The 23,518-nt window shown below is 47.1% G+C and carries 21 protein-coding genes; 18 read left to right on the forward strand and 3 right to left on the reverse strand.

Translation table 11 applies throughout. The annotated features are described in order from the left end of the window. Positions 1 to 53: 53 nt before the first annotated feature. Genes bioD through bioA form a run of 3 tightly spaced genes read right to left on the reverse strand, consistent with a single transcriptional unit; the run spans position 54 to position 3,348 of the window. Complete coding sequence (gene bioD / locus ICN24_RS02080) at positions 54 to 761, reverse strand: dethiobiotin synthase (protein WP_216221011.1); 708 nt, start codon at positions 759 to 761, stop codon at positions 54 to 56. Then, positions 758 to 2,005, reverse strand: coding sequence for an 8-amino-7-oxononanoate synthase (locus ICN24_RS02085; protein ID WP_216221013.1), 1,248 nt, complete (start codon positions 2,003 to 2,005; stop codon positions 758 to 760). The genes bioD and ICN24_RS02085 overlap by 4 nt, the downstream gene beginning before the upstream one ends. Next, complete coding sequence (gene bioA, locus ICN24_RS02090; RefSeq protein WP_216221015.1) at positions 2,002 to 3,348, reverse strand: adenosylmethionine--8-amino-7-oxononanoate transaminase; 1,347 nt, start codon at positions 3,346 to 3,348, stop codon at positions 2,002 to 2,004. Before bioA ends, ICN24_RS02085 begins: the two co-directional genes overlap by 4 nt. A gap of 89 nt (positions 3,349 to 3,437) precedes the next feature. On the opposite strand from bioA, the gene bioB reads away from it, so the two are divergent. The 18 genes from bioB (at position 3,438) to ICN24_RS02180 (ending at position 23,497) form a co-directional block, all read left to right on the forward strand. Then, complete coding sequence (gene bioB / locus ICN24_RS02095; RefSeq protein ID WP_216221017.1) at positions 3,438 to 4,475, forward strand: biotin synthase BioB; 1,038 nt, start codon at positions 3,438 to 3,440, stop codon at positions 4,473 to 4,475. Positions 4,476 to 4,488: 13 nt separating this feature from the next. Continuing rightward, a complete protein-coding gene (gene coq7 / locus ICN24_RS02100) occupies positions 4,489 to 5,115 on the forward strand; it encodes a 2-polyprenyl-3-methyl-6-methoxy-1,4-benzoquinone monooxygenase (RefSeq protein WP_216221018.1) in 627 nt (208 codons plus the stop codon). 296 nt (positions 5,116 to 5,411) lie between these two features. Continuing rightward, complete coding sequence (mraZ, locus tag ICN24_RS02105) at positions 5,412 to 5,840, forward strand: division/cell wall cluster transcriptional repressor MraZ (protein ID WP_216222171.1); 429 nt, start codon at positions 5,412 to 5,414, stop codon at positions 5,838 to 5,840. A 12-nt stretch (positions 5,841 to 5,852) separates the two neighbouring features. Beyond that, a complete protein-coding gene (gene rsmH / locus ICN24_RS02110) occupies positions 5,853 to 6,803 on the forward strand; it encodes a 16S rRNA (cytosine(1402)-N(4))-methyltransferase RsmH (protein ID WP_216221019.1) in 951 nt (316 codons plus the stop codon). Next, a complete protein-coding gene (ftsL, locus tag ICN24_RS02115) occupies positions 6,800 to 7,066 on the forward strand; it encodes a cell division protein FtsL (RefSeq protein WP_215366737.1) in 267 nt (88 codons plus the stop codon). The genes rsmH and ftsL overlap by 4 nt, the downstream gene beginning before the upstream one ends. Next, positions 7,063 to 8,835, forward strand: a complete 1,773-nt coding sequence (locus ICN24_RS02120) for a penicillin-binding protein 2 (RefSeq protein ID WP_216221020.1) — start codon at positions 7,063 to 7,065, stop codon at positions 8,833 to 8,835. The genes ftsL and ICN24_RS02120 overlap by 4 nt, the downstream gene beginning before the upstream one ends. Then, positions 8,832 to 10,382 (forward strand): UDP-N-acetylmuramoyl-L-alanyl-D-glutamate--2,6-diaminopimelate ligase, encoded by a 1,551-nt coding sequence (locus ICN24_RS02125; RefSeq protein ID WP_216221021.1) that lies wholly within the window; start codon positions 8,832 to 8,834, stop codon positions 10,380 to 10,382. The genes ICN24_RS02120 and ICN24_RS02125 overlap by 4 nt, the downstream gene beginning before the upstream one ends. Continuing rightward, complete coding sequence (murF, locus tag ICN24_RS02130) at positions 10,382 to 11,827, forward strand: UDP-N-acetylmuramoyl-tripeptide--D-alanyl-D-alanine ligase (protein WP_216221022.1); 1,446 nt, start codon at positions 10,382 to 10,384, stop codon at positions 11,825 to 11,827. Before ICN24_RS02125 ends, murF begins: the two co-directional genes overlap by 1 nt. Continuing rightward, positions 11,818 to 12,987: a phospho-N-acetylmuramoyl-pentapeptide-transferase gene (gene mraY, locus ICN24_RS02135; protein WP_216221023.1), complete on the forward strand. Its 1,170-nt coding sequence runs from the start codon at positions 11,818 to 11,820 to the stop codon at positions 12,985 to 12,987. Before murF ends, mraY begins: the two co-directional genes overlap by 10 nt. 14 nt (positions 12,988 to 13,001) lie before the next feature. Then, complete coding sequence (murD, locus tag ICN24_RS02140; protein ID WP_216221024.1) at positions 13,002 to 14,621, forward strand: UDP-N-acetylmuramoyl-L-alanine--D-glutamate ligase; 1,620 nt, start codon at positions 13,002 to 13,004, stop codon at positions 14,619 to 14,621. Then, positions 14,618 to 15,889 carry a putative lipid II flippase FtsW gene (gene ftsW, locus ICN24_RS02145; RefSeq protein WP_216221026.1) on the forward strand — a complete coding sequence of 424 codons (1,272 nt, stop codon included), beginning with the start codon at positions 14,618 to 14,620 and terminating at the stop codon, positions 15,887 to 15,889. The genes murD and ftsW overlap by 4 nt, the downstream gene beginning before the upstream one ends. After that, complete coding sequence (gene murG, locus ICN24_RS02150) at positions 15,886 to 16,959, forward strand: undecaprenyldiphospho-muramoylpentapeptide beta-N-acetylglucosaminyltransferase (RefSeq protein ID WP_216221027.1); 1,074 nt, start codon at positions 15,886 to 15,888, stop codon at positions 16,957 to 16,959. Before ftsW ends, murG begins: the two co-directional genes overlap by 4 nt. Further along, the gene (gene murC / locus ICN24_RS02155) at positions 16,956 to 18,392 is read left to right on the forward strand and encodes a UDP-N-acetylmuramate--L-alanine ligase (RefSeq protein ID WP_216221029.1); all 1,437 of its coding nucleotides are present in this window, start codon (positions 16,956 to 16,958) and stop codon (positions 18,390 to 18,392) included. Before murG ends, murC begins: the two co-directional genes overlap by 4 nt. Then, on the forward strand, positions 18,385 to 19,392 hold the full coding sequence (locus tag ICN24_RS02160) for a D-alanine--D-alanine ligase (RefSeq protein ID WP_216221031.1): 1,008 nt from the start codon (positions 18,385 to 18,387) through the stop codon (positions 19,390 to 19,392). The genes murC and ICN24_RS02160 overlap by 8 nt, the downstream gene beginning before the upstream one ends. Next, positions 19,389 to 20,246, forward strand: a complete 858-nt coding sequence (locus ICN24_RS02165; protein ID WP_216221033.1) for a cell division protein FtsQ/DivIB — start codon at positions 19,389 to 19,391, stop codon at positions 20,244 to 20,246. The genes ICN24_RS02160 and ICN24_RS02165 overlap by 4 nt, the downstream gene beginning before the upstream one ends. A gap of 9 nt (positions 20,247 to 20,255) precedes the next feature. Beyond that, positions 20,256 to 21,485, forward strand: a complete 1,230-nt coding sequence (gene ftsA, locus ICN24_RS02170) for a cell division protein FtsA (RefSeq protein WP_216221035.1) — start codon at positions 20,256 to 20,258, stop codon at positions 21,483 to 21,485. 49 nt (positions 21,486 to 21,534) lie between these two features. Next, positions 21,535 to 22,884 (forward strand): cell division protein FtsZ, encoded by a 1,350-nt coding sequence (gene ftsZ / locus ICN24_RS02175; protein WP_216221037.1) that lies wholly within the window; start codon positions 21,535 to 21,537, stop codon positions 22,882 to 22,884. A 112-nt stretch (positions 22,885 to 22,996) separates the two neighbouring features. Next, positions 22,997 to 23,497, forward strand: a complete 501-nt coding sequence (locus ICN24_RS02180; protein ID WP_216221038.1) for a peroxiredoxin — start codon at positions 22,997 to 22,999, stop codon at positions 23,495 to 23,497. The last annotated feature ends 21 nt before the right edge of the window (positions 23,498 to 23,518 follow it).

The following is a 23,518-nucleotide window of genomic DNA, read 5'->3' on the forward strand; positions in this document are numbered from 1 at the left end:
ATCCGAAACTCAATTAAGACGCTGCCGAACTGAGCTTGAGTTGTCATTTTTTGCTAAGGAAGTTGAATATGCTCTGCAGCAAATTGCAATGCACCCATAGAGTAGGGGGAATTATTTTGTTTCTGAAGTTCTGGGGGCAGCGGAGGAATGAGGCCTAAAAATGGGATGGGTATTCTTGAGCGTAGTGTCTCAATGTTCTCTGGAAGTAAATGCATTTCCTGGGCTAGGGCATTTGCCACCCATCCAAGCACATTGAGGCGACGAGCCTTTAAGGCTTCCAGGGTGAGGAGTGCATGGTTGATACAGCCTAGTTTCATGCCCACCACCAAGATGACGGGTAAGTTGATTTGTTGTGCAAAGTGGCTCAAGTCTTCATGATCATTTATTGGGATCAACAATCCTCCAGCCCCCTCTACAACAACGGCATCACACTGTTTTTTCGCCTCAGTGAATGCGTCGATCATGATGCCCATATCAAGGCTGATGCCTGCAGACCGAGCCACTAAATGGGGTGCTGCAGGGTCATTCAAAATATAGGGACAATTCACTTCCGTTGACGGGTGCGAAGCGATGCGTAATGTCTCTAAATCTTCATTGAGCGTTTGGCCACCAGCATCTTGGTAAGTGCCTGCAACCACCGGTTTAAAACCCAGTACTCGCTGATGATGTGCGCGCAATTTGAGAATGAGTGCGCCACTTACTAATGTCTTGCCGACCTCAGTATCGGTGCCGGTAACAAAGAAGCCAGTGTGCCCATTCATGAAGAAGCCTTTGCGCTAATTTGCTGCTCAATATGATTGAGAGTGCTCATGAGTTGACGTAAGTCGGCTTCGCTATGATTTGCAGAAAAGGTGATACGCAAGCGAGAGCTGCCAATCGGTACGGTAGGAGGCCTGATAGCAGGAATCCAATATCCAGCATCATCTAGCAAGCTAGCAGCTTGTAAGGCGTTGGCATTGCTGCCTAGAATTACGGGCTGAATGGGGGTGCAAGAGGCAACTTTTTGCCAGCCTGAAAATTGCATTTCCTTTTGCCAAATTTCAATGAGGCGGTATAAGTGCTGGCGACGTTCAGAGCCCTCTTCGCTTTCGATGATATCCAGACTTTTGCAAAGCGCATGTGCAATTGCGGGCGGGGTAGCCGTGCTATAGATGTAGGGGCGACCTTTTTGGATTAACCATTCAATGAATGCATCCTGTGCGCAGATAAATGCGCCGCTAACACCAGCCGCTTTCCCAAGGGTGCCGATATAAATGATGCGTTCGGAAAAGATATTATCTTGCTCAAGAATGCCATGACCTCGTTTGCCTAGGACGCCAAAACCGTGTGCATCATCTACCAACAAGAGGGCGTCATACTGCTGAGCAATTGTCACCAATTCATTCACTGGCGCTAGGTCGCCATCCATGCTGAATACACCATCGGTGACAATCAATTTCAGTGGTCTCTTATCCTGCTGGAGCGCTTCACGCAATGAGTTCAATTGCGTGTGATCAAAAAGGGTGACCATGGCATTGGTTTGGGCGCTCGCTAAGCGAATCCCATCAATGAGTGAGGCGTGGTTCAGTTTGGCTGAATAAATACTCGCGCCACCCTGGGGGGCGAGCCTCACCAGTCCTGTAATCGCGGCGAGATTAGCGAGATAGCCGGTACTGAAAAATAAGGCACGTGCCTCAGGAATATGTTTCGCCTGAAACTCTGCCAAGCGTTTTTCGAGGGATTCATGCGCCAAACTATGGCCGCTAATTAAATGGGAGGCGCCGCTACCTACCCCATACTTACTGATGCCTTCGGCTAATGCACTACCAATATCAGGATGATTAGCTAGACCCAAGTAATCATTGCTACAAAAAGCGTGCAATGGGCGACCTGCAACGATTGCTTTGGTATCACAGGGAGACTGGGTCACTCGCAATTTTCGTTTAAGTAACTGTTGATCTAAATCTGCGATCTGATCTTTTGCTAAATCAAGAGCGGTAAATGTAGCTAAAGATGGTTTTGTCATGCCAGCACCCGATCAAATGCTTTCTGAACAGCGACACCTAAATGCATCATTTCTTGTTTCGACAAAATGTAGGGCGGCATGACATAAATCGTGTGCCCAATAGGCCTTATTAGCACGCCTTCTTTTAAGCACTGCGAAAACATTTCACGTGGAAAAGTGCTGACATTTTTCAAGGCGGACGATTTAATATCAAACGCCAGAATCATCCCTTGTTGGCGCCAATGTTCAATACGTTGATCTGTTTTTGCCCATGCAAATGCATTGGCTAGATCACTCGATTGCTTTTGATTATTTTCTAAAACATGGTCAGATTCAAAAATATCAAGACATGCTAAAGCAGCTGCGCAGGCAAGGGGATTTCCAGTATAGGAGTGGGAATGCAAGAAGCCCTGTCGCGTTTGGTCGCTATAAAAAGCACGATAGATCTTATCGGTTGTCATGCAGAGGGAGAGAGGAAGATAGCCGCCACTAATCCCTTTGGAGAGGGTCAAAAAGTCTGGCCAAATTTCTGCATGCTCGCAAGCAAAAAACTTCCCGCTTCGCCCACATCCCACTGCGATCTCATCGGCAATGAGGTGAATCTCATAGCGATCACATAAGGCTCTAACAAGTCGTAAATATTCTGGGGAATACATAGCCATTTGTCCTGCACATTGCACTAAAGGCTCGACAATGATGGCAGCGATTTGCTCATGCTCTTTTGCAAACAATGCTTCTAGTGTATTTGCAGCTGCTCTAGCAACATCTTCTGCACTCTCATGATGTTTAGCTTTGCGAGCATCTGGTGATGGTGCAGTAAAAACATCTTGCAATAATGATCCATAAGCCTCACGGAAAATTGCCACGTCGGTGACCGCTAGTGCGCCCAGTGTTTCGCCGTGATAGCCATTTTCAAGGCACACAAATTTTTTCTTTTTTGGCTTGCCATTCAGTTGCCAAAAATGATGACTCATTTTGAGTGCAATCTCGACTGCAGATGCACCATCAGAGGCATAAAAAACGTGACCTAAATTTCCACGAGTTAATTTAGATAGTCTTTCTGATAGCTCCACAACCGGTGGATGGGTAAATCCAGCCAGCATCACATGTTCAATTTTTTCGAGTTGATTGGTAATTGCCTGATTAATGCGCGGATTAGAGTGTCCGAATAAATTGGTCCACCAGGAGCTAATAGAGTCGAGTAAGGCGTTTCCGTGCTCATCGTAGAGCCAAGCCCCCTTGCCCTTGGTGATAGCGACCAAGGGAAAGGATTCATGCTGCTTCATTTGAGTGCAGGGGTGCCAGACTGCGGCCAGACTGCGATCTACGAGGGCGGGTTGATTTAGATCAGAAATAACCTTCATGTTTGATATTTGACCACTAGTTTTTCCTAATTCCGGCCTGTATCTGTTATGTTTATGGCTTGAATTCACTTATTTTCTGGAATTTACCCATGTTGGACGCCCAAACAGTAGAAAAACCCCTTACCCACGTCAAATCTGAGGCCGATTTACGCAAAGAGGTGGATGCGTCTGGTCAATGGACAGTAGCCCAGATTGAAGCCCTATTTGCCCTGCCTTTTAATGAGCTAATGCTCAAGGCCCAAGAAACCCATCAGACGTATTTTCCCGAAGGGGATGTCGAATTGGCAACCTTGCTATCGATTAAAACGGGCGGCTGTCCTGAGGATTGCGGATATTGCCCGCAAGCTGCTCGCTATGACACCGATGTGAAGGCTGAAAAATTAATGGGTTTAGAGGAAGTTCTCGAGGCTGCCAAAGCTGCCAAAGCAGCTGGTTCAAACCGTTTTTGCATGGGCGCTGCTTGGCGCGAACCTAAGGATCGGGATATTGAAAAAGTCACCGCCATGATTAAGGGCGTAAAGGCTTTAGGTCTGGAAACTTGTGCCACCTTAGGCATGTTGGAAGCTGATCAAGCGCAGGCCTTATCAGAGGCAGGCCTCGATTTTTACAATCACAATCTTGACACTAGCGAAGATTTTTATCGCTCAGTAATTTCAACACGCGGCTACCAGGATCGCTTGGATACGATTTCTAATGTGCGCTCAGCAGGTATGTCCGTATGTTGTGGCGGCATTGTTGGCATGGGTGAATCACGTGAGCAGCGCGCAGCATTTTTAGCACGTTTGGCAAACCTCAGTCCTTATCCTGAATCCGTTCCAATTAATCATCTCGTGCCTGTAGCTGGTACTCCATTGGCCGACCAAAAACCTTTGGATCCATTGGAGTTTGTTAGAACGATTGCGGTTGCCAGAATCACAATGCCCAAAGCGCGCGTGCGTTTATCGGCTGGTCGCCAAGAGTTAGGTAGGGCTGTGCAAGCCATGTGTTTCATGGCTGGCGCGAACTCCATCTTCTACGGTGAGCAACTGCTCACTACCGGTAATCCTGAAGCAGAACAAGACCGCGCGCTCTTAGCTGAGCTTGGTCTGAAGACCAAGCAAAGTTGTAAAGCCGAGGTTTTAGTCTAAATTTGCCTCGCCAATGTCACCCATTGATCGTCTGATTATTGAGTTTGATACTGCACTGCGATCAGTCGTTGGTGGAGCAAACGCAGGGCGACCGAATCCAGGCTCTTCTATCCCCACTCAAACATTAAATTCAGCCGAGCGCAAACATGCTGCAGGCTTGATGCGCGTAAATCATGTGGGTGAAGTCTGTGCACAAGCGCTGTATCAATCGCAAAAATTAGTTGCGCGAAATTCGCAAATCCAAGAGATGCTCGAGCACTCCGGAAAAGAGGAAATGGATCACTTGGCTTGGTGTGAAACTCGACTTCAAGAATTGGGTTCTCATACGAGTTATCTAAATCCACTTTGGTATGCAGGGTCTTTTGCAATTGGCCTCGTTGCAGGTCTAGCTGGAGATAAGTGGAGTTTAGGTTTTGTTGCTGAAACAGAAAAGCAAGTTGAAAATCATTTAGAAAGTCATCTTGAAAAATTACCGCAAGATGATCATCGCTCTCGCGCTATTGTTGATCAAATGCGCATTGACGAAATTGAGCATGGCCAAGCTGCAGTGCATGCCGGGGGAGTTGCCCTACCGGAGCCTGTCCAAAAAGTAATGCAGGCTATGTCCAAGGTGATGACGAGTACTGCTTACAAAATTTAGCAGGACCCTGAATCGTTTTTGGCTTATAAAAAAATATTGATTGATTTAAAAATGGATTTACTGTGTATAAATACAGTGGATTTTGGGGTTATTTAGCTCTATAGCTAAGACTTGGTCTTAAGTATATTTTCCAAGCCATTGTTTCAAGTAGCTATTTTATTATCACCATTTTATGAACACAATGCGCTAAGTGTTTGTAAACACTAGAGAAATTCCCAAAAAAATCCCCAAAAACACTTGACCCTCTTAGTACGATCCTCTAAAGTGGGAGGAAGTGTGAAAAAGTGGGGTAAATGGTGTTTCAAGGCGCGTCAGCTCTCAATTTAGATGCAAAAGGTCGGATGTCTATTCCAGCCAAGCATCGTGACGCCTTGTTGGTTCAAGGCGAGGGCAGAGTCACGCTGACAAAGCACCCTGATGGTTGCCTCCTATTATTCCCAAGACCAGAGTGGGAAGCATTCCGCGCGCGAGTTGCGCAATTACCCATGGATGCTCATTGGTGGCGTCGTATTTTCCTTGGTAACGCAGCGGAGATGGACTTGGATAGTGCTGGCAGAATTTTGGTGAGCCCTGAATTGCGTGCTGCTGCAGGAATTGAAAAAGAAGTCATTCTGTTGGGTATGGGTAGTCACTTGGAATTGTGGGATGCAGCAACATACGCTGCAAAAGAACAGGCTGCGATTGCGCAAGGTATGCCTGAAGCACTCAAGCAATTTAATTTTTGATGACAGGGTGCCATGAACATAACTCATCGCCCAGTGTTGCTGGCCGAGGCGGTGACGGCGCTAATCAGTGGTCCGCTCATTCAACATTCATCTGCAACACAGAGTACCTTGGTAATCGATGGAACATTTGGGCGCGGCGGCCACACACAAGCTTTGCTCAACAAGCTTCCATTGACTGCGCGCATGATTTCCTTCGACAAAGATTTGGATGCCATTGCAGTAGCAAAACAAATCAACGATTCGCGTTTGACGATCGTGCACGACAGCTTTGCTCGGATGGATCAATACGCGCAAGCAGAATCGGTCGATGGAATTTTGTTGGATTTGGGAATCAGCTCGCCGCAAGTGGACGAAGCACATCGAGGCTTTTCTTTTCGTCGCGAGGGCCCACTCGATATGCGTATGAACACGGATCATGGCTTAACGGCTGCAGAGTGGCTGGAACAGGCACCGCTGGAGGAAATCACACGCGTGATTAAGACTTACGGCGAAGAGCGTTTTGCATTTCAAATCGCAAAGGCCATAGTGGCCAAGCGAGAAGAGGGCTTGTCTCCAAAAACTACTACGCAACTAGCTAGTTTGGTCGCTGGTGTTGTGCGCACTCGGGAAGCGGGTCAAGACCCAGCCACGCGAACTTTTCAGGCGCTCCGAATTTTCATCAATCGCGAGTTAGAAGATTTAGAGCTCGGGCTGAGAGCAGCATTGAAATTATTAAAACCAGGCGCAAGATTGGCTGTGATTAGTTTTCATTCGCTAGAAGATCGCATTGTGAAGCAGTTTTTACAGGCGCATGCCAAGGTAGAGATCCCACGTGGTTTACCTGTTCGCGAAAAAGACTTGCCACAAAGCGCGCTCGAAATTATTGGGCGTGTAAAGCCAAGTGATGCTGAGGTATCTGAAAATCCTCGAGCCCGTTCAGCAATTATGCGAGTAGCAGAAAAGCGTATGGAGGCGAGTGCATGAATCGCGCCACTTTGACCCTGCTCGCCCTCTTATTAATCTGCGCCTTGTCCTTGGTGGCCGCACAGCAACGTGCGCGCAAGTTATTTATTGCTCAGGAGCGGGCTCAGATTGAAGAGCGCAAGTTGAATCAAGAGTGGTTGCGCCTAGAGTATGAGCAACGCAATCTCTCTAAATCTGCACGTATTCGTGATGTGGCACGCAATCAACTGCGGATGGTGCCAATTTCTCCTGAACGTACTTTGTACCTAAAGGAGGCTCAATGAGGCCGGTAGGTTTTTCTACGACACCAAATTTAGTCTTGCGCTTGCCGATGTGGCGTTCGCGCTTGATGTTATTCCTCTTATTTTTTGTATTCATGATGCTGCTACTGCGTGCATTTTGGATACAAGGCCCAGGCAACGCATTTTATGAAGCGAAAGGCGTTCGCGGTACACAGCGTGAGCTGGAATTGCCTGCTAGTCGTGGAAAAATCTTAGACCGAAATGGTCAGGTGATCGCAACCAGTCTTGAGGCAAAGTCAGTCATCGCCTATAACGATACCGTTCCTGATGATTTGGCGGCCGATAAGGTGCAAAAATTGGCAAGCTTATTGCAGATGAGTGAAGCTGATTTACGTAAAAAACTAAAAGATGAACGCAAGCAGATTTTCTTAAAGCGTCAGGTTGATCCTGATGTAGGTCAGCAGATTAAACAATTGGAAATCCCAGGCATTGGCCTGAATAACGAATATCGCCGCTTCTATCCAGAAGGCGAGGCAATGGCTCACGTAGTTGGCTTTACAAACGTGAATGACAAAGGCCAGGAAGGCATGGAGCTTTCTCGCGAGAAAGATCTTGCTGCGCATCCTGGCCAAAGACGTGTAGTGATTGATCGTCTTGGGCGCGTGGTTGAAGACGTTGCGATTGAGCAGTTACCGCAAAATGGTAAAGATCTACAGTTATCGATTGATAGCAAGATTCAATATCTTGCCTATAACGCGGTTAAGAGCGCCGTTGAGCAGCATCACGCAAAAGCCGGTGGCGCGGTTGTTTTAGATACTCAGACTGGCGAGATTTTGGCTTTGGCCAACTATCCAAGCTATAACCCGAACGATCGCCGCAACTTAAGTGGAGAGCAATTACGCAATCGTGTTTTAACTGACACCTTTGAACCTGGTTCTACGATTAAGCCGTTAACTATTTCCATTGCCTTAGAAAAAGGTGCTGTGGCACCGAATACCAATATGGTGATTGGTGCGAAATATTTAGTGGGTCCTAAGCCTATTACTGATACGCATCCTTATGGAAATTTGACCGTTGCTCAAGTGATTCAAAAATCTAGCAATATTGGTACGGCAAAGATTGCGATGAATAATCTTTCGCCAGAAGAGATGTGGGATTTTTATACCGCTGTGGGTTTAGGCCAAGCCCCGAAAATCGGTTTCCCTGGCGCGGTTGCGGGCACTGTGCATCCATTTAAAAAGTGGATGCCAACAGATCAAGCCCGTATCGCTTTTGGATATGGTATTTCTGCTTCCCTCTTTCAGGTGGCACGCGCATACACAGTATTTGCACGCGATGGCGAGTTAGTGCCGTTGACGATCGAGCGCAGTCCAGAATTTAAGCCAGGTACACGTGTCCTTTCAGCAAAGACAGCAATTGAAATGCGTGAAATGCTAGAGACTGTCACCGAGCCTGGCGGTACGGCGGTTAAAGCGCAGTCTGAGGGATATCGCGTTGGTGGAAAAACTGGTACGGCCCATAAATTGGTTGGTAAGGGTTACGGAAATTCTTACCGCGCCTACTTTGCGGGGCTAGCTCCCATTAGTGCACCTCGCATTGTGGTGGCGGTCATGATTGATGAGCCCACTGGCGGAAGCCACTATGGCGGAGATGTGGCCGCACCGGTGTTCTCAACGATTGTTGGTGAAACATTGCGCACACTCAATGTATTGCCCGATACCAAAGTAAAGCAAATGGTTCTTGATGACAAGGGCCCGCAAGAGGTTCGTACGGCGAATGTTCAAACACAGCATGTGGTTCTGAAAAGATGAGGGTGGCATTGAAAATAGAGCCCAATCACTTGATTGACCACTTACACGCACTTGCAAATGCTACTGCAAAGGTGAGTGCGGATAGTCGCCAGATACAGTCTGGCGATATCTTTTTTGCTTACCCTGTGGGGCATGGAAATGCTTTGCGCGATGGCCGACAATTTATTGATGCTGCTTTAGAGAATGGCGCTGCTGCAGTAGTATTGGATCCCGCAGGAATTGGATCTCAGTATGAAAATCACCCCCAATGTTTTGCTATTGATAATCTAGCGGAAAAAGCGGGTGAGCTTTGCGCACAGTGGTACGGATATCCAAGTAAGCAATTACAAATGATTGGTGTCACTGGCACCAATGGAAAAACAAGCATTACTCAATGGCTGGCTCAAGCATTAGATCAGCCAAGTCATCGCACTGCCGTTTTAGGTACCTTGGGTACTGGCTTTCCAGGCGCGCTCGTGAAGACTGGATATACAACGCCGGATGCTCCCAAATTGCAGACTCAATTAAAAGAGTTGCTTGATGCTGGCGCTAAACAAGTAGCCATTGAAGTTTCATCACACGCTTTGGATCAGAGTCGAATTGCAGGTACTTGGTTTAATTGCGCAGTATTTACCAATCTGACTCAAGATCATTTGGACTATCACGGCACCATGGCCGATTATGCTGAAGCAAAGGCGAAGCTCTTTATGCAGCCTGGCCTTGAGCATGCTGTCATTAATATAGATGATCCATTTGGTCGTGAGTTGGCAATAAATCTATTGGCAAAAGGCGAGATCACTATATGGGCATATGCACTGACGCCGGCTACTTTCCAGAGTTTTGAAAAATTTGGTAATCGTATTCAGCGCATTTTTGCAGCAGATACCGCATTCAATGGCGCTGGATATGAAGCAGTCTTTACGCACGAAGGGGTATCTAGCACTTCTCTGCACATTCCTTTGCTGGGCGCTTTTAACTTAAGCAATGCCTTGGCTGTATGGGCTGTATTACTTGCTCAGGGATTGACGCCTGAAGATGCGGGTAAGCGTGTGAGTCATTTGCAGCCAGTGCTCGGTCGCATGGAATTGATTCAGTTAGGCAAGAGTCAAAAAGCGGAAGGCTTAATGGCGGTTGTGGATTATGCGCACACTCCAGATGCGCTTGAAAAAAGCTTACAAGCACTACGTCCGATTGCTCAGCAACGTAGCGGAAAAATTTGGTGCGTGTTTGGATGTGGTGGTGATCGTGATAGTAGTAAGCGCTCAAAAATGGGTGCGGTAGCTCAGCAATATGCTGATCAAATTATTGTTACGAGTGATAACCCAAGATCAGAAGATCCTCAAGAAATTATTCGCATGGTTTGTGATGGGCTAACAAGTTCATCTGCCAATGTTCAAGCTATTGCGGACAGGGCTGCGGCCATTATGGCCGCGATTCGACATGCTGGTGCAAACGATATTGTGTTGGTTGCTGGCAAAGGGCATGAAACTACGCAAGAGATTAATGGTAAAAAGTTTGAATTCTCCGATCAAGAGCACATTCGCTTGGCTGCTGGAGGGATGGCTTAATGTCCAGGATGATGACATTGGCTCAAGTGCATGCCATGCTTCCTGGTAGCCAATTGCTTAATGTGTCTGAACAGGATGCTCAAACTCTAGCTATTTCGCGAGTAGGTACTGACAGTCGTCAAATTGACGCGGGTGAATTATTTGTTGCTTTATCAGGCGAGCGTTTTGATGCTCATGACTTCCTGGTAGATGTAGTCAATTCTGGTGTTGGTGCTGCGCTCATCAGTGATGCGCAAAAGTGCCCAAAAAACTTACCGGCAGTTTGTGTGTCTAATACACGGAGTGGCCTAGCAGCTTTGGCAAAAGCATGGCGCAAACAGTACGATATTCCTTTGGCGGTGGTAACGGGAAGTAACGGCAAAACTACCGTGAAAGAAATGATCGCGGCAATCTTTAAAGCTTCAGCTGGTGACGCTCATGCTTTGGTGACCAAAGGCAATTTAAATAATGACATTGGATTACCTTTGACATTATTGAAATTACGTTCCACCGATCGTCTTGCGGTAGTTGAGCTGGGTATGAACCATCCTGGCGAGACTGCGCTGCTAGCTGATATTGCTCATGCAAGCATTGCATTGATTAATAACGCTCAGCGTGAACATCAAGAATTTATGGCCACAGTTGAAGCGGTTGCACAAGAGCACGCTGATGTAGTTAGAGCTTTGCCTAAAGAGGGTGTTGCTGTATTTCCTGCAGATTCTGAGTTCAGCTCTGTTTGGCGTGATGCGGCTGCAGAAAGAAAGGTGATCGATTTCGCTTTGAATTCTGCCCAGGCCAGTTCGAATGCCTCTGTAAGAGGACGTTTATTAAATAATGGTCGCGTAGAGGTGGTGACTGAGCTTGGATCAATTGAGATTCAGTTAAATACGCTTGGTAGTCACAATGTACGCAACGCTTTGGCCGCAAGTGCTGTTGCCTTGGCAGCGGGGATCAGTTTAGACAAGATCAAACAAGGTCTGGAGACCTTTACGCCAGTCAATGGTCGGATGCAAGCTAAGAAGCTTGATGCTAGTCACACCATTATTGATGATAGCTATAACGCCAATCCAGATTCTGTAAGAGCTGCTATTGATGCCTTAAAGCAGTCGGGCAATCTGTCATGGCTGATTCTGGGAGATATGGGAGAAGTAGGCAGTCAAGGGCCTGAGTTTCATCGTGAAGTTGGTGCTTATGCTGCTGAGCAGGGCGTTACTAAGTTATTTGCTCTTGGTGAGCAATGTCAGTTTGCCATTCAAGGATTTGAGGGGGCAAATAAAGCAGCTCCTGCAGCAAAGGCTATGCATTACTCCGACATGGATAGTCTGATCTCTCAAGTTCGAGATGCACTGCATGCACAGTCGACCGGTAGCAATCAACACTTCAATATTTTGGTCAAAGGTTCACGTTTTATGCGCATGGAGCGTGTAGTGCAAGCCTTGTTAGAGGAGGCAAAAACATGCTCTTAATGCTCGCTCAATGGTTGCAAGAAGACTTTGGTTTTTTTCGGGTATTTAACTACATCACTTTTAGAGCAGTGATGGCAACGGTTACTGCCTTATTGATTGGATTAGCAGCAGGCCCTTGGGTGATTCGGAAGTTGGCTGAATTAAAGATGGGGCAGGCAGTGCGTACTGATGGACCTCAAACCCATTTAGTGAAATCAGGTACCCCTACGATGGGCGGCGTTCTGATTTTGTTGGGCATGTTTGTTTCTTGCATGTTGTGGGCTGATCTTAGCAATCGCTTTATTTGGATTGTGATGATTGTGACTTTTGGATTTGGCGCTGTTGGCTGGGTAGATGACTATCGCAAAGTTGCGCGCAAAGACCCTAAGGGCATGGCTTCGCGAGAAAAGTTTTTTTGGCAAACCTTAATTGGATTATTTGCTGCTATCTACTTGGCATTTTCTGTATCCGAGGTCAATAACCTCAAAGTATTGCAGCTGTTTTATGAATGGCTAAAGAGTGGTTTTGCATTGGATCTTCCTGCTAAAACAAATCTGCTAATACCTTTCATGAAAGAGGTGAGCTATCCCTTGGGCATGATGGGCTTCATCATTTTGAGTTACTTGGTGATTGTAGGCAGTAGCAATGCGGTCAATCTCACGGATGGTCTAGATGGTTTGGTAATCATGCCGGTGATTTTAGTGGGTGCTGCATTAGGCGCATTTGCATATGTCATGGGTAATGCGATTTACGCCAAGTATCTATTGTTTCCCTATATTCCCGGCGCTGGTGAATTGATGATTTTTTGCGGCGCTATGGGCGGCGCAGGCTTGGCCTTTCTTTGGTACAACACACATCCCGCGCAAGTCTTTATGGGTGATGTAGGTGCCCTAGCCTTAGGCGGCGCTTTAGGAACGATTGCAGTCATTGTGCGCCAAGAGATTGTGCTCTTTGTTATGGGCGGAATTTTTGTTGCCGAAACAGTTTCAGTAATGATGCAAGTCTTTTGGTTCAAGTTAACTAAAAAACACTTTGGCGAAGGCCGCAGAATTTTTCGGATGGCCCCTTTGCACCATCACTTTGAATTAGGCGGCTGGAAAGAGACGCAAGTCGTTGTTCGTTTTTGGATTATCACCATCTTGTTAGTGCTAGTGGGTTTATCTAGCTTGAAATTACGGTGAACTAAAGAATAGATATGTTGAGTTTAGAAAACACCTTCGCAAATCCAGCAGCAGTTGCTGATGCAGGCTATGAAGCCCCAAATCGATTTTTGATTTTGGGTCTCGGTGAGTCTGGTGTTGCCATGGCTAAATGGTGCTTATTCAATGGTGCTGTAGTCCGTTTGGCGGACACGCGCGAACAATCACAATTGACAGAGCGTCAATTGGCCTGGTTAGAAGACTTACGAATTGCTGGCCTTAAAGATGTTGTGCTTGGCCCATTAAGTGACGAGCTGCTTTCTGATATTGATGTGATTGGAATCAGTCCTGGCTTATCGCCAATGCAAGAGCCCACACAATCATTCTTGGTATCTGCTCGGAAATCCAGAATTGATGTCTGGAGTGAAATTGAATTTTTTGCGCGTGCGATCGCTGCATTAAGTCGTATGGCTCAGGCAGCTGAGTCAAGCTATTCATCTGCAGTGCTTGCTATTACCGGTACTAACGGCAAAACAACGACTACCGCTTTAACAGGGCAATTATGTGAGCGAGCTGGTAAGAAGGTGGCAGTTGCAGGAAATATTAGCCCTGCTGCACTAGATAAGTTGATCGATTGTTTAGAAGGTTCTGACCAGATCGAGGATATGCCCGATATCTGGGTTTTAGAGTTATCTAGCTTTCAGTTGGTTTATACCCACTCACTAAATGCTACCGCAGCTACGGTTCTCAATATTACCCAGGACCATTTAGATTGGCATGGCGATATGCCGAATTATGCTCAAGCAAAGGGCAAAATTTTTGGTGCTGATACTGTCTGCATTTTGAATCGCGATGATCCCTTGGTAATGGGCTTGCTCACAGATGAGCAAAAGATAGAAAAAGCAGTAGTGAGCTTTGGTTCGAATCGACCTGATGAGCAAGGCGCTTTCGGTATCGAGCATGATCTCCGTGCTGGTGGAATTGATTGGTTAGTGTGGGCGGAGGTGGATGAGGACCTGGAGCCAAAGCCTAAACGTCGTCGTAAGTCTGTAGCGGTAGAGGAAGACGAGCCATTGCGCCTAAAGCGTTTGATTCCGGCTGATGCTCTGCGTATTCGAGGCCGTCACAATGCATTAAATGCCCTAGCGGCTCTGGCTCTGGCTCGCGCAGCTAACCTGCCAATGAATGTTTTGTTGCATGGATTGCGTGATTACCATGGTGAACCACATCGTGTTCAAAGTGTTGCGATTGTGAATGATGTGGAGTACGTGGATGACAGCAAGGGTACTAATGTTGGTGCAACTGTTGCTGCTCTGAATGGCTTAGGTAGTAATGAGTCTGGAAAACGCATTTGGTTAATTGCCGGCGGTGATGGTAAAGGTCAAGACTTTAGTCCATTGCGTGAGCCTGCACTTCGTTTTGTAAAAGGCGTCTTCTTAATTGGAAAAGATGCCGACAAGATTGCCCAAGCAATGGGCGATATTCCTTGCGTGACGAGTGGTGACTTACAGTCTGCCGTGCGGGCGGCCGCTGCCCAAGCTGTTACAGGCGATTTGGTTTTACTCTCCCCTGCTTGCGCTAGCTTGGATCAGTTCCGCGATTACAAAGAGCGTGCGCAGGTTTTTGTGGCAGAGGTTGAAGAGTTAGGAATGCGCTTCGAAGGAGTTCAGGCATGAGCTTAAAAGAAAAACTATTCCCAGAAAATCGTCTTGGCTTGGATCGCTTTTGGAACTTTTCCAGGGGCGGTATTGATAACTTCCGAACTGGCTTGAGGGATGCTGTCTCTGGCGTAGAGCAGACGCGCTCACGCATGATGGAATACGACCAGTTACTGGTATGGGCAGTTTTATCTCTCATGCTCATTGGTTTAGTGATGGTTTATTCAGCCTCCATTACTTTGGCTGACGGTCCTAAGTACGCGAATTACAGTAGTAATTTCTTTTTAATTCGCCATGTAATTTCTTTGGCAATTGCGATTGGCGTAGGGATTTGGGCTTTCAAGATTCCGACTAAGGTTTGGGATCGCTACTCACCAGTGATTTTTGGTTTTACAGTCCTGCTTCTCATAGCAGTTTTAATCCCAGGTATTGGCAAAGGGGTGAATGGCGCTAAACGCTGGATTCCATTGGGCGTAATGAATTTTCAGCCTTCTGAGTTGATGAAGTTTGCTGCAGTGATCTTTGCAGCAAGTTATACCGTTCAGCGACAAGAATATTTGCATTCTTTTTCTAAGGGAATGCTCCCTATGGGAATCGCTGTTGCCTTGGTGGGTGGCCTGCTCATGAAAGAGCCTGATATGGGTGCTTTTGTAGTAGTAGCTTTAATTGCATTTGGTATTTTATTTTTAGGCGGTATTAACGCTAAATTATTTGGCGGTTTGATTGTGGTTGGCTTATTAAGTGGTGCAGCCATGATTGCCCTCTCTCCATTCCGCCGTGGTCGTATGTTGGCATTTATGGATCCTTGGCAGGTGGATAACGCTGCCAATAAAGGCTATCAATTAACTCATTCACTCATGGCTTTTGGTCGAGGCGAGTGGTTCGGTACAGGTCTTGGCGGTAGCGTTGAGAAGCTCCACTATCTCCCTGAAGCTCATACTGACTTCATCATGGCAGTGATCGGTGAGGAGTTGGGTTTTGTCGGTGTTGTAGTGATGATCTTCTTGTTCTATTGGATCGTGCGTCGCGCATTCATTATTGGCCGTACTGCATTGCAGTTAGATCGTAGTTTTGCTGGCTTAGCTGCAAAAGGCGTTGCAATTTGGATTGGTTGGCAAGCTTTTATCAATATGGGCGTGAACTTAGGTTTGTTGCCAACAAAAGGCTTAACCCTGCCATTAGTGAGTTATGGTGGCTCGGGCATTTTGATGAATGCAGTAGCAATCGCCATGTTGCTGCGAATTGACTATGAGAACCGTATCCTGATGCGCGGAGGGAAGCTGTGACAAAACCCTCAATATTGGTGATGGCTGGTGGCACTGGAGGACATATCTTTCCAGGGCTGGCTGTCGCCGAATATTTGCGGATTTGCGGTTGGCAGGTTTCTTGGCTAGGCAATCGGAATGGCATGGAGTATCGCCTGGTGAAGTCTTGCGATTTTCCATTTGAGGCAGTTGAGTTCGGTGGCTTGCGAGGTAAAGGCGCAAAAGCAAAAATCATGCTGCCGATTAATTTGGCACGCGCATGCTTTCAGAGCTGGAAGATTATGCGTCGCCTAAAGCCAAGTGTTGTTTTGGGTATGGGCGGTTACATTACCTTCCCTGGCGGATTGGTAACAAAGTTATTGAAGCGACCATTAGTGTTGCATGAGGCAAATTCTGTAGCTGGAAGCGCCAATCGTGCACTTGCTAAGATTGCCATGCGTACCTTAACGGGCTTCCCTGACACTATGCAAAATGCTGAGTGGGTTGGTAATCCGATTCGGGAAGAGTTTGACCACATACAAAATCCAGAATTGCGTTATCAGGAACGTCAAGGTCCTTTATCTATTTTGGTGGTTGGTGGTAGCTTGGGTGCTGCAGCCTTAAATGAAAACATCCCTGCTGCCTTGGCGCTGCTCCCAAAAGAATCTCGCCCAACAGTGATTCATCAAGCGGGCGATAAACATTTGGCAGAGCTACAGCAGCGCTATGCGGACCTGGGTGTTGAGGCAGATACTCGACCATTTATTGATGACATGCCTGCGGCATATGCGCAAGCAGATTTGGTGATTTGTCGATCCGGTGCAATGACGGTATCCGAGTTGGCTGCATGTGGTGTTGCTTCATGTTTGATTCCCTTTCCGCATGCTATTGATGACCATCAAACTGCGAATGCCAAATTTTTATCGGATGCGGATGCGGCAGTGTTGTTACCGCAGCAATACCTTAATCCTCAGGACTTGGCATCCATGATTCAAAACTTGAATCGCGCAGATTTAAAAGAGATGGCAGTGCGTGCACACGCATTAGCTAAACCACACGCTACACAGCGTGTTGCTGAAGTATGTGCGGATTGCGCGGGGGTGGGTGTATGAAACATATTGTTCAGCAAATACATTTTATTGGCATTGGTGGCGCTGGTATGAGCGGCATCGCTGAGGTTCTCTTGAATTTGGGTTATCAAGTATCAGGCTCTGATTTGGCTGGGAGTGTGACGACCAAACGTCTTCAAGAGTTGGGTGCAGTCATTTATATTGGGCATGACCCTAAAAATGTGGGCACTGCAGAGGCGGTAGTGATTTCAACTGCTGTAGCTGGCAATAATCCAGAGGTGCTGGCAGCTCGCGCTGCCAAAATTCCAGTCATTCAGCGCGCAGTAATGCTGGGCGAGTTAATGCGCCTAAAGCAGGGTATTGCGATTGCAGGTACCCATGGCAAAACAACGACTACGAGTTTAGTTGCATCCGTTTTGGCAGAAGGTGGCTTAGATCCGACTTTTGTCATTGGCGGAAAGCTCAACTCTGCCGGGGCCAATGCACGTTTGGGTCGTGGTGATTTTATTGTCGTTGAAGCAGATGAATCGGATGCTTCATTCTTACAGCTATTTCCAGCCATGGAAGTGGTTACTAATATTGATGCTGATCATATGGATACCTATCAGCACGATATGGCAAGACTCAAACAGGCTTTTGTGCAATTCATTCAACGTATGCCATTTTATGGCGTAGCAGTTTTATGTATCGATGATGCGAATGTACGCGACATTATTCCCTTTGTGTCGCAGCCCGTTTTGCGGTATGGCTTATCAGAAGATGCAGACATCCGCGCAAGCAATGTGCGTGCTGATGGAACAAGGATGCACTTTACAGTTGAGCGTCGCACAGTTCGCCGACATGGTAATAAACCAGGCCCGCTGGAAGTGACTTTGAATTTACCTGGCTTGCATAACGTTCGTAATGCATTGGCAGCGATTGGAATTGCAACCGAATTAGGTGTTGGGGATGAGGCTATTAAGAAGGCCTTGTCTGAGTTTGGTGGCGTAGGCCGGCGCTTCCAGCGTTATGGCGATATAGCACTGTCTTCTGGCGGTAGCTTTACTCTCATTGATGACTATGGCCATCACCCAGTAGAGATGGCAGCTACTTTGGCTGCAGCGCGCGGCGCGTTCCCAGGTCGTCGTTTGGTGTTGGCATTCCAGCCACATCGCTTTACGAGAACACGGGATTGTTTTGGAGAGTTTGTTCAAGTTCTGCGTAATTTTGATGCCTTGGTATTGACCGAGGTATATCCAGCTGGCGAGGCAAAAATTCCCGGAGCCGATGGTAAGAGTTTGATGAAAGCTGCAGTAGCTGAGGATAAGAATTCCCAATCATTACTCAATTTTGCGGCGGTGGTATTCGCGTCCAATGTTGCTGAGATGCCAGAAAAATTAAGTCAAGTTTTAAAAGATGGAGATGTATTAATTACGATGGGTGCAGGTTCTATTTCAGCATTGCCACACACCTTGGCGGAGGCAAAGAATGTCTAAGCAAGGTTTAAGCTTGTGGGGCGAGCGCGTTCAATCTCAGTTAGCCAACCTGGATGTGAAGCGTTTTGGTCGCGTAGGTGTTTTACTGGGTGGTCGCTCTGGGGAGCGCGAGATTTCTTTGATGTCTGGTAATGGCGTACTCCAGGCCCTTTTATCCAAAGGGGTTGATGCCCACGCTTTTGATCCAGGAGTACGCAACCCAACTGAATTGGTAGCGGAAAAATTTGATCGCGTATTTATTTCTCTCCATGGTCGATATGGTGAAGACGGCACAATCCAGGGCTTACTCGATTTGCTGCAGTTGCCTTACACCGGCAGTGGTGTACTAGCTTCCGCATTAGCGATTGACAAGATTGTTACGAAACAAGTTTGGATTAGTAACGGACTTTCTACTCCTGAATTTGAGGAATTAACTGCGGATAGCGACTGGGATAGCGTTGTGAAGCATCTAGGCCTACCTTTGATTGTGAAGCCAGCTCATGAGGGCTCCTCACTGGGTTTAACAAAGGTGAAGTCAGTTGATGAGTTGCCAGCCGCATATCAATTAGCTGCTGGCCTAGATAAAAAAGTGATTGCTGAAACTTGCATCGTAGGCGATGAGTTGACTTGCCCATTGGTTGGTCAAGGTAATAGCGCTGAAGCGCTGCCCGTAATCAAAATTATTCCACCCCAAGCAAACTACGATTTTCATAATAAGTATTTTTCTGATGAGACTCAGTACCTCTGCCCAACTGGCTTGGCGGCAGAGGTCAATGAACGGGTTCAGGCACTTGCCCTGGCTGCATATAAAGCATTGGGTTGCCGTACTTGGGGGCGCGCAGATGTGATGTTGGATCAAAAGACTGGCAAGCCTTATTTATTGGAGATGAATACCTCTCCTGGTATGACATCGCACTCGTTGGTGCCAATGGCGGCTAAAGCTGCTGGTGTTGAATATGCCGATTTAGTGCTGTGGTTGTTAAGTCAAACGCTGCAACAAAAAGAGAGTGCTACTGCATGAGTTCGTTTATGGACCGGTTCGGCGAGATTTTCGCCATGCTGATGTCTCCTCTCTGGAATCATCCAGAGCGGATGCAAAAGCTCAGCCGTTTCTTGATGCGCTGTTTTGCAGTTCTGATGGCGATTGGTATTTTGGTTTGGTTGAGCCAAAGACCGGTATTTGCATTAAAGCAAATACAGATTGAGCCAGTGTCTGGTCAAACCTTGAAACACATTAATAAGTCGGTTGTGAAGCAGCAGGTATTGGAGACTGTGCAAGGTAATTTCTTTAGCGTGCGCCTAGAAGATGTGAAGCGAGGCTTTGAAAGCATGCCTTGGGTACGCCACGCTAATGTCCGCCGTGTTTGGCCAAATGGACTCATTGTGAGTATTGAGGAGCAAAAGCCATTTGGTACATGGGGTGGTGCAGACAGCCATACCTTAATTAATAACCATGGCGAGATATTTGCTGGCCGTGTATCAGAGATTGGTGATGACCTGCGTTTGGTCGATTTTTATGGTCCAGAAGATGCCGGCAAAGAAGTCATGAGTCTTTATGAAAAGGCAAACAACTGGTTTAAACCTTGGGGCGCAGAGGTTGTCAGTCTTGCATTAACTGAGCGTTACGCTTGGCATATCAAATTATCCAATGGTATGAAAGTGGAGTTTGGCCGCGATGAAGAGAGTTCCGATAAGAATTTGACTGAAGAGCGGGTTGCTCGTCTCTTTAAGTATTGGCCTCAAGTGCAGGATAAGTGGCCCAATCGTGTTGACGCAGTAGATCTCCGTTATGCAAATGGATTTGCAGTTCATCTTGCTGCTGCAGGCATGAAAAAGAATGATGTTGATGGCAAGAAAAGCGAGCTGAAGCAATGAGGAATGGTAATGAGTAAAGACAATCGCGATATTTTGGTTGGTTTGGATATTGGCACTTCCAAGGTGGTTGCCTTGGTCGCTGAATTAGCACCAGATGGTCAATTTAATGTGGTGGGTGTTGGACAAACAGCTTCCAAGGGTTTGAAGAAGGGTGTTGTTGTCAATATTGAGGCTACCGTTCAGTCAATTCAAAAGGCTCTCGAAGAAGCGGAGATCATGGCGGATCGCCAGATCGTTCAAGTTTTCACTGGAATTGCTGGTAATCATATTGTGAGCTTTAACTCTAGCGGCATGGTTGCGATTCGCGATAAAGAAGTGAGTGCTAGCGATGTGGAGCGTGTCTTAGAGACCGCAAAAGCGATCAATATTCCAACCGATCAGCAAATTTTGCATATTTTGGTTCAAGAATTCATCATCGATGGTCAAGAGGATGTGCGTGAGCCGATTGGTATGAGCGGCCTACGGTTAGAGGTGAAGGTTCATATTGTTACTGGCGCAGTCAGTGCTGCCCAAAATATTGTGAAGTGTGTGCGTCGCTGTGGCTTAGAGGTTAACGACCTGATTTTGCAGCCTTTGGCATCAAGTTTGGCCGTGCTCACGGAGGATGAGAAAGAGCTCGGCGTTGTCCTGGTCGATATCGGTGGCGGCACAACCGATATTGCTATCTATTGCCAGGGCTCTATCCGCCATACCGCGGTGATTCCGATTGCAGGCGATCAAATTACCAATGACATTGCGATGGCATTGCGTACGCCAACCATTGATGCGGAAGATTTGAAAATTGCACATGGAATTGCGCGTCAAGAAATGGCCGATCCAACGGCCATGATTGATGTACCTGGCGTTGGCGATCGTGAGCCACGTCCGATGTCCAAGCAGGCCCTTGCTGCAGTTATTGAGCCACGTGTTGAAGAGTTATTCACGCTCGTTCGTGGTGTAGTACGTGACTCTGGTTACGAAGATATGGTGTCTTCAGGCATTGTGTTGACCGGTGGGACTGCACTCATGCCAGGTATGGTGGAGTTGGCAGAGCAAGTATTTTTGCGGCCAGCCCGTATCGGCACTCCGGAATACCGCGGCCATCTACATGAAGTTCTGCGTAGCCCGCGTTTTGCTACCAGTATCGGTTTATTAATGGAAGGCCAGGCGCAGTTATTGCGCGGTCGTCGGGTATCTCAATCAGGCGCGTTACAAGGTGTTATATCGCGTATGAAGGAATGGTTTGCAGGAAATTTTTAAGTTTTTTTCGTCGTCGTCAATGTAGTACGTTTTTTACCTAGGAGGGTATATGGAATTTGAAATGTTAGATCAAGAAACAGCTGGCAAAACCATTATTAAAGTGGTTGGAGTTGGTGGGGCTGGTGGTAATGCCGTCCAACACATGATCCGTCGCGGAGTGAATGGCGTAGAGTTCATTTGCATGAACACCGATGCAGGCGCGTTACAGCGTTCTGAAGCATCTGTGAATTTGCAACTGGGCTCTAGCGGGTTAGGTGCTGGTGCAAAACCAGAAATCGGTGCTGCTTCTGCTGAAGAAGCGCGCGCTCGTATTGCAGATACATTGCAAGGTGCCCACATGGTATTTATTACCGCTGGTATGGGCGGTGGCACAGGTACTGGAGCAGCGCCAATTGTTGCTCAGGTTGCAAAAGAGATGGGTATTTTGACAGTTGGCGTAATTAGTAAGCCGTTTGACTTTGAGGGCGTAAAGCGTCTTAAGGTTGCTGAAAATGGTGCGGCTGAGCTCGAGTCTTATGTAGATTCATTGATCGTGGTTCTCAATGAAAAACTCTTTGAAGTGATGGGCGAGGATGCTGAGTTTGATAAGGCATTCGCATGCGCTGATGATGTATTGCACAATGCCGTTTCTGGAATTGCAGAAATCATCAACGTTCAAGGTTTGATTAACGTCGACTTTGAAGATGTGAAGACGGTGATGGGCGAGCAAGGTAAAGCGATGATGGGAACGGCGACTGTTTCCGGTATGGATCGTGCACGCTTGGCTGCAGAAGCTGCTGTTGCATCACCATTGCTCGAGGGCGTAGATTTATCTGGCGCTCGCGGTGTATTAGTCAACATCACTGCTAGCCGTTCATTGAAGTTATCTGAAACTCGCGAAGTGATGGCTGCAATCCGTGGTTACGCTGCAGATGATGCAACAGTGATTTTCGGTACCGTATATGACGAGAGCTTAGGCGATGCATTGCGCGTTACTGTCGTTGCGACTGGTTTAAATAATCCACAAGCACGTAAGGCAAACCAACCAGAGGTAGTTTGGAGACAAGCTACTGGTACGCATGATGCAATGCCAACTATGGCTGATCTCAATAGTTTTGCTCCTGCCAGCGCATCTGCTGCAATTAGTAAAGTAAGCTTGGATTCAGCTTTGGGTACTAGCGCTGGTATGGCATCGATTGGGTCTGCAAGTGCACCGGCAATGCCGATGCAAGCAGCACAACCTGCAGCTGGTGGCGTTGATTACAGTCAGTATGACTTGCCGCGGGTTTTTCGTAGCTCTCGTGAAGCGACTCCTGCGCCTACCTTAGGTGCGGATAGCTCTCCTCAAGCAAAAACCTTGCTTGATAAAGGGGCTGATTACTATGAAATCCCAGCGTTTTTACGTAAGCAAGCAGATTAATTGACTGCTTAATACAATAGGTGATTGCGAAATGCCGGCGCGGCGCCCCTCCGGACGACGAATCCCGCGCTTGCGTTGGCATGCTTACTAACGATTACCTATTGGAGACGCCATGATTGCTGTTGGACAAAAACTACCAAATGCCACTCTTTATGAATTTTTTAATGAAGAGACAGAAGGGTGTGCATTAGGACCAAATGCATTTGAAGTTGACAAACTTGCAGCTGGCAAAAAGATTGTTATCTTTGCCTTGCCTGGCGCATTTACCCCAACCTGCTCTGCCAAGCATGTGCCAGGATACGTTGAACACTTCGATGCTATTAAAGCAAAAGGTGTCGATGAGATCTGGTGCATTTCCGTAAATGACCCATTTGTCATGGGCGCTTGGGGACGTGATCAAAAGGTCGGTAAAAAAATTCGCATGCTAGGTGATGGCAGTGCCGAGTTCACTAAAAAAGTAGGTCTCGAGTTGGATTTAACCGCTCGCGGATTTGGTGTTCGCTCAGACCGTTATGCCATGATTGTGGAAGACGGCGTTGTAAAGAGCTTAGATCGCGAAGCTCCTGGCAAGTTTGAAGTGAGTGATGCGGCATCGATCCTCAAAAAATTATAATTTTTTAATAAGCGCCCCCTG

The organism is Polynucleobacter sp. UK-Kesae-W10, assembly GCF_018881575.1.
GTDB lineage: Bacteria > Pseudomonadota > Gammaproteobacteria > Burkholderiales > Burkholderiaceae > Polynucleobacter.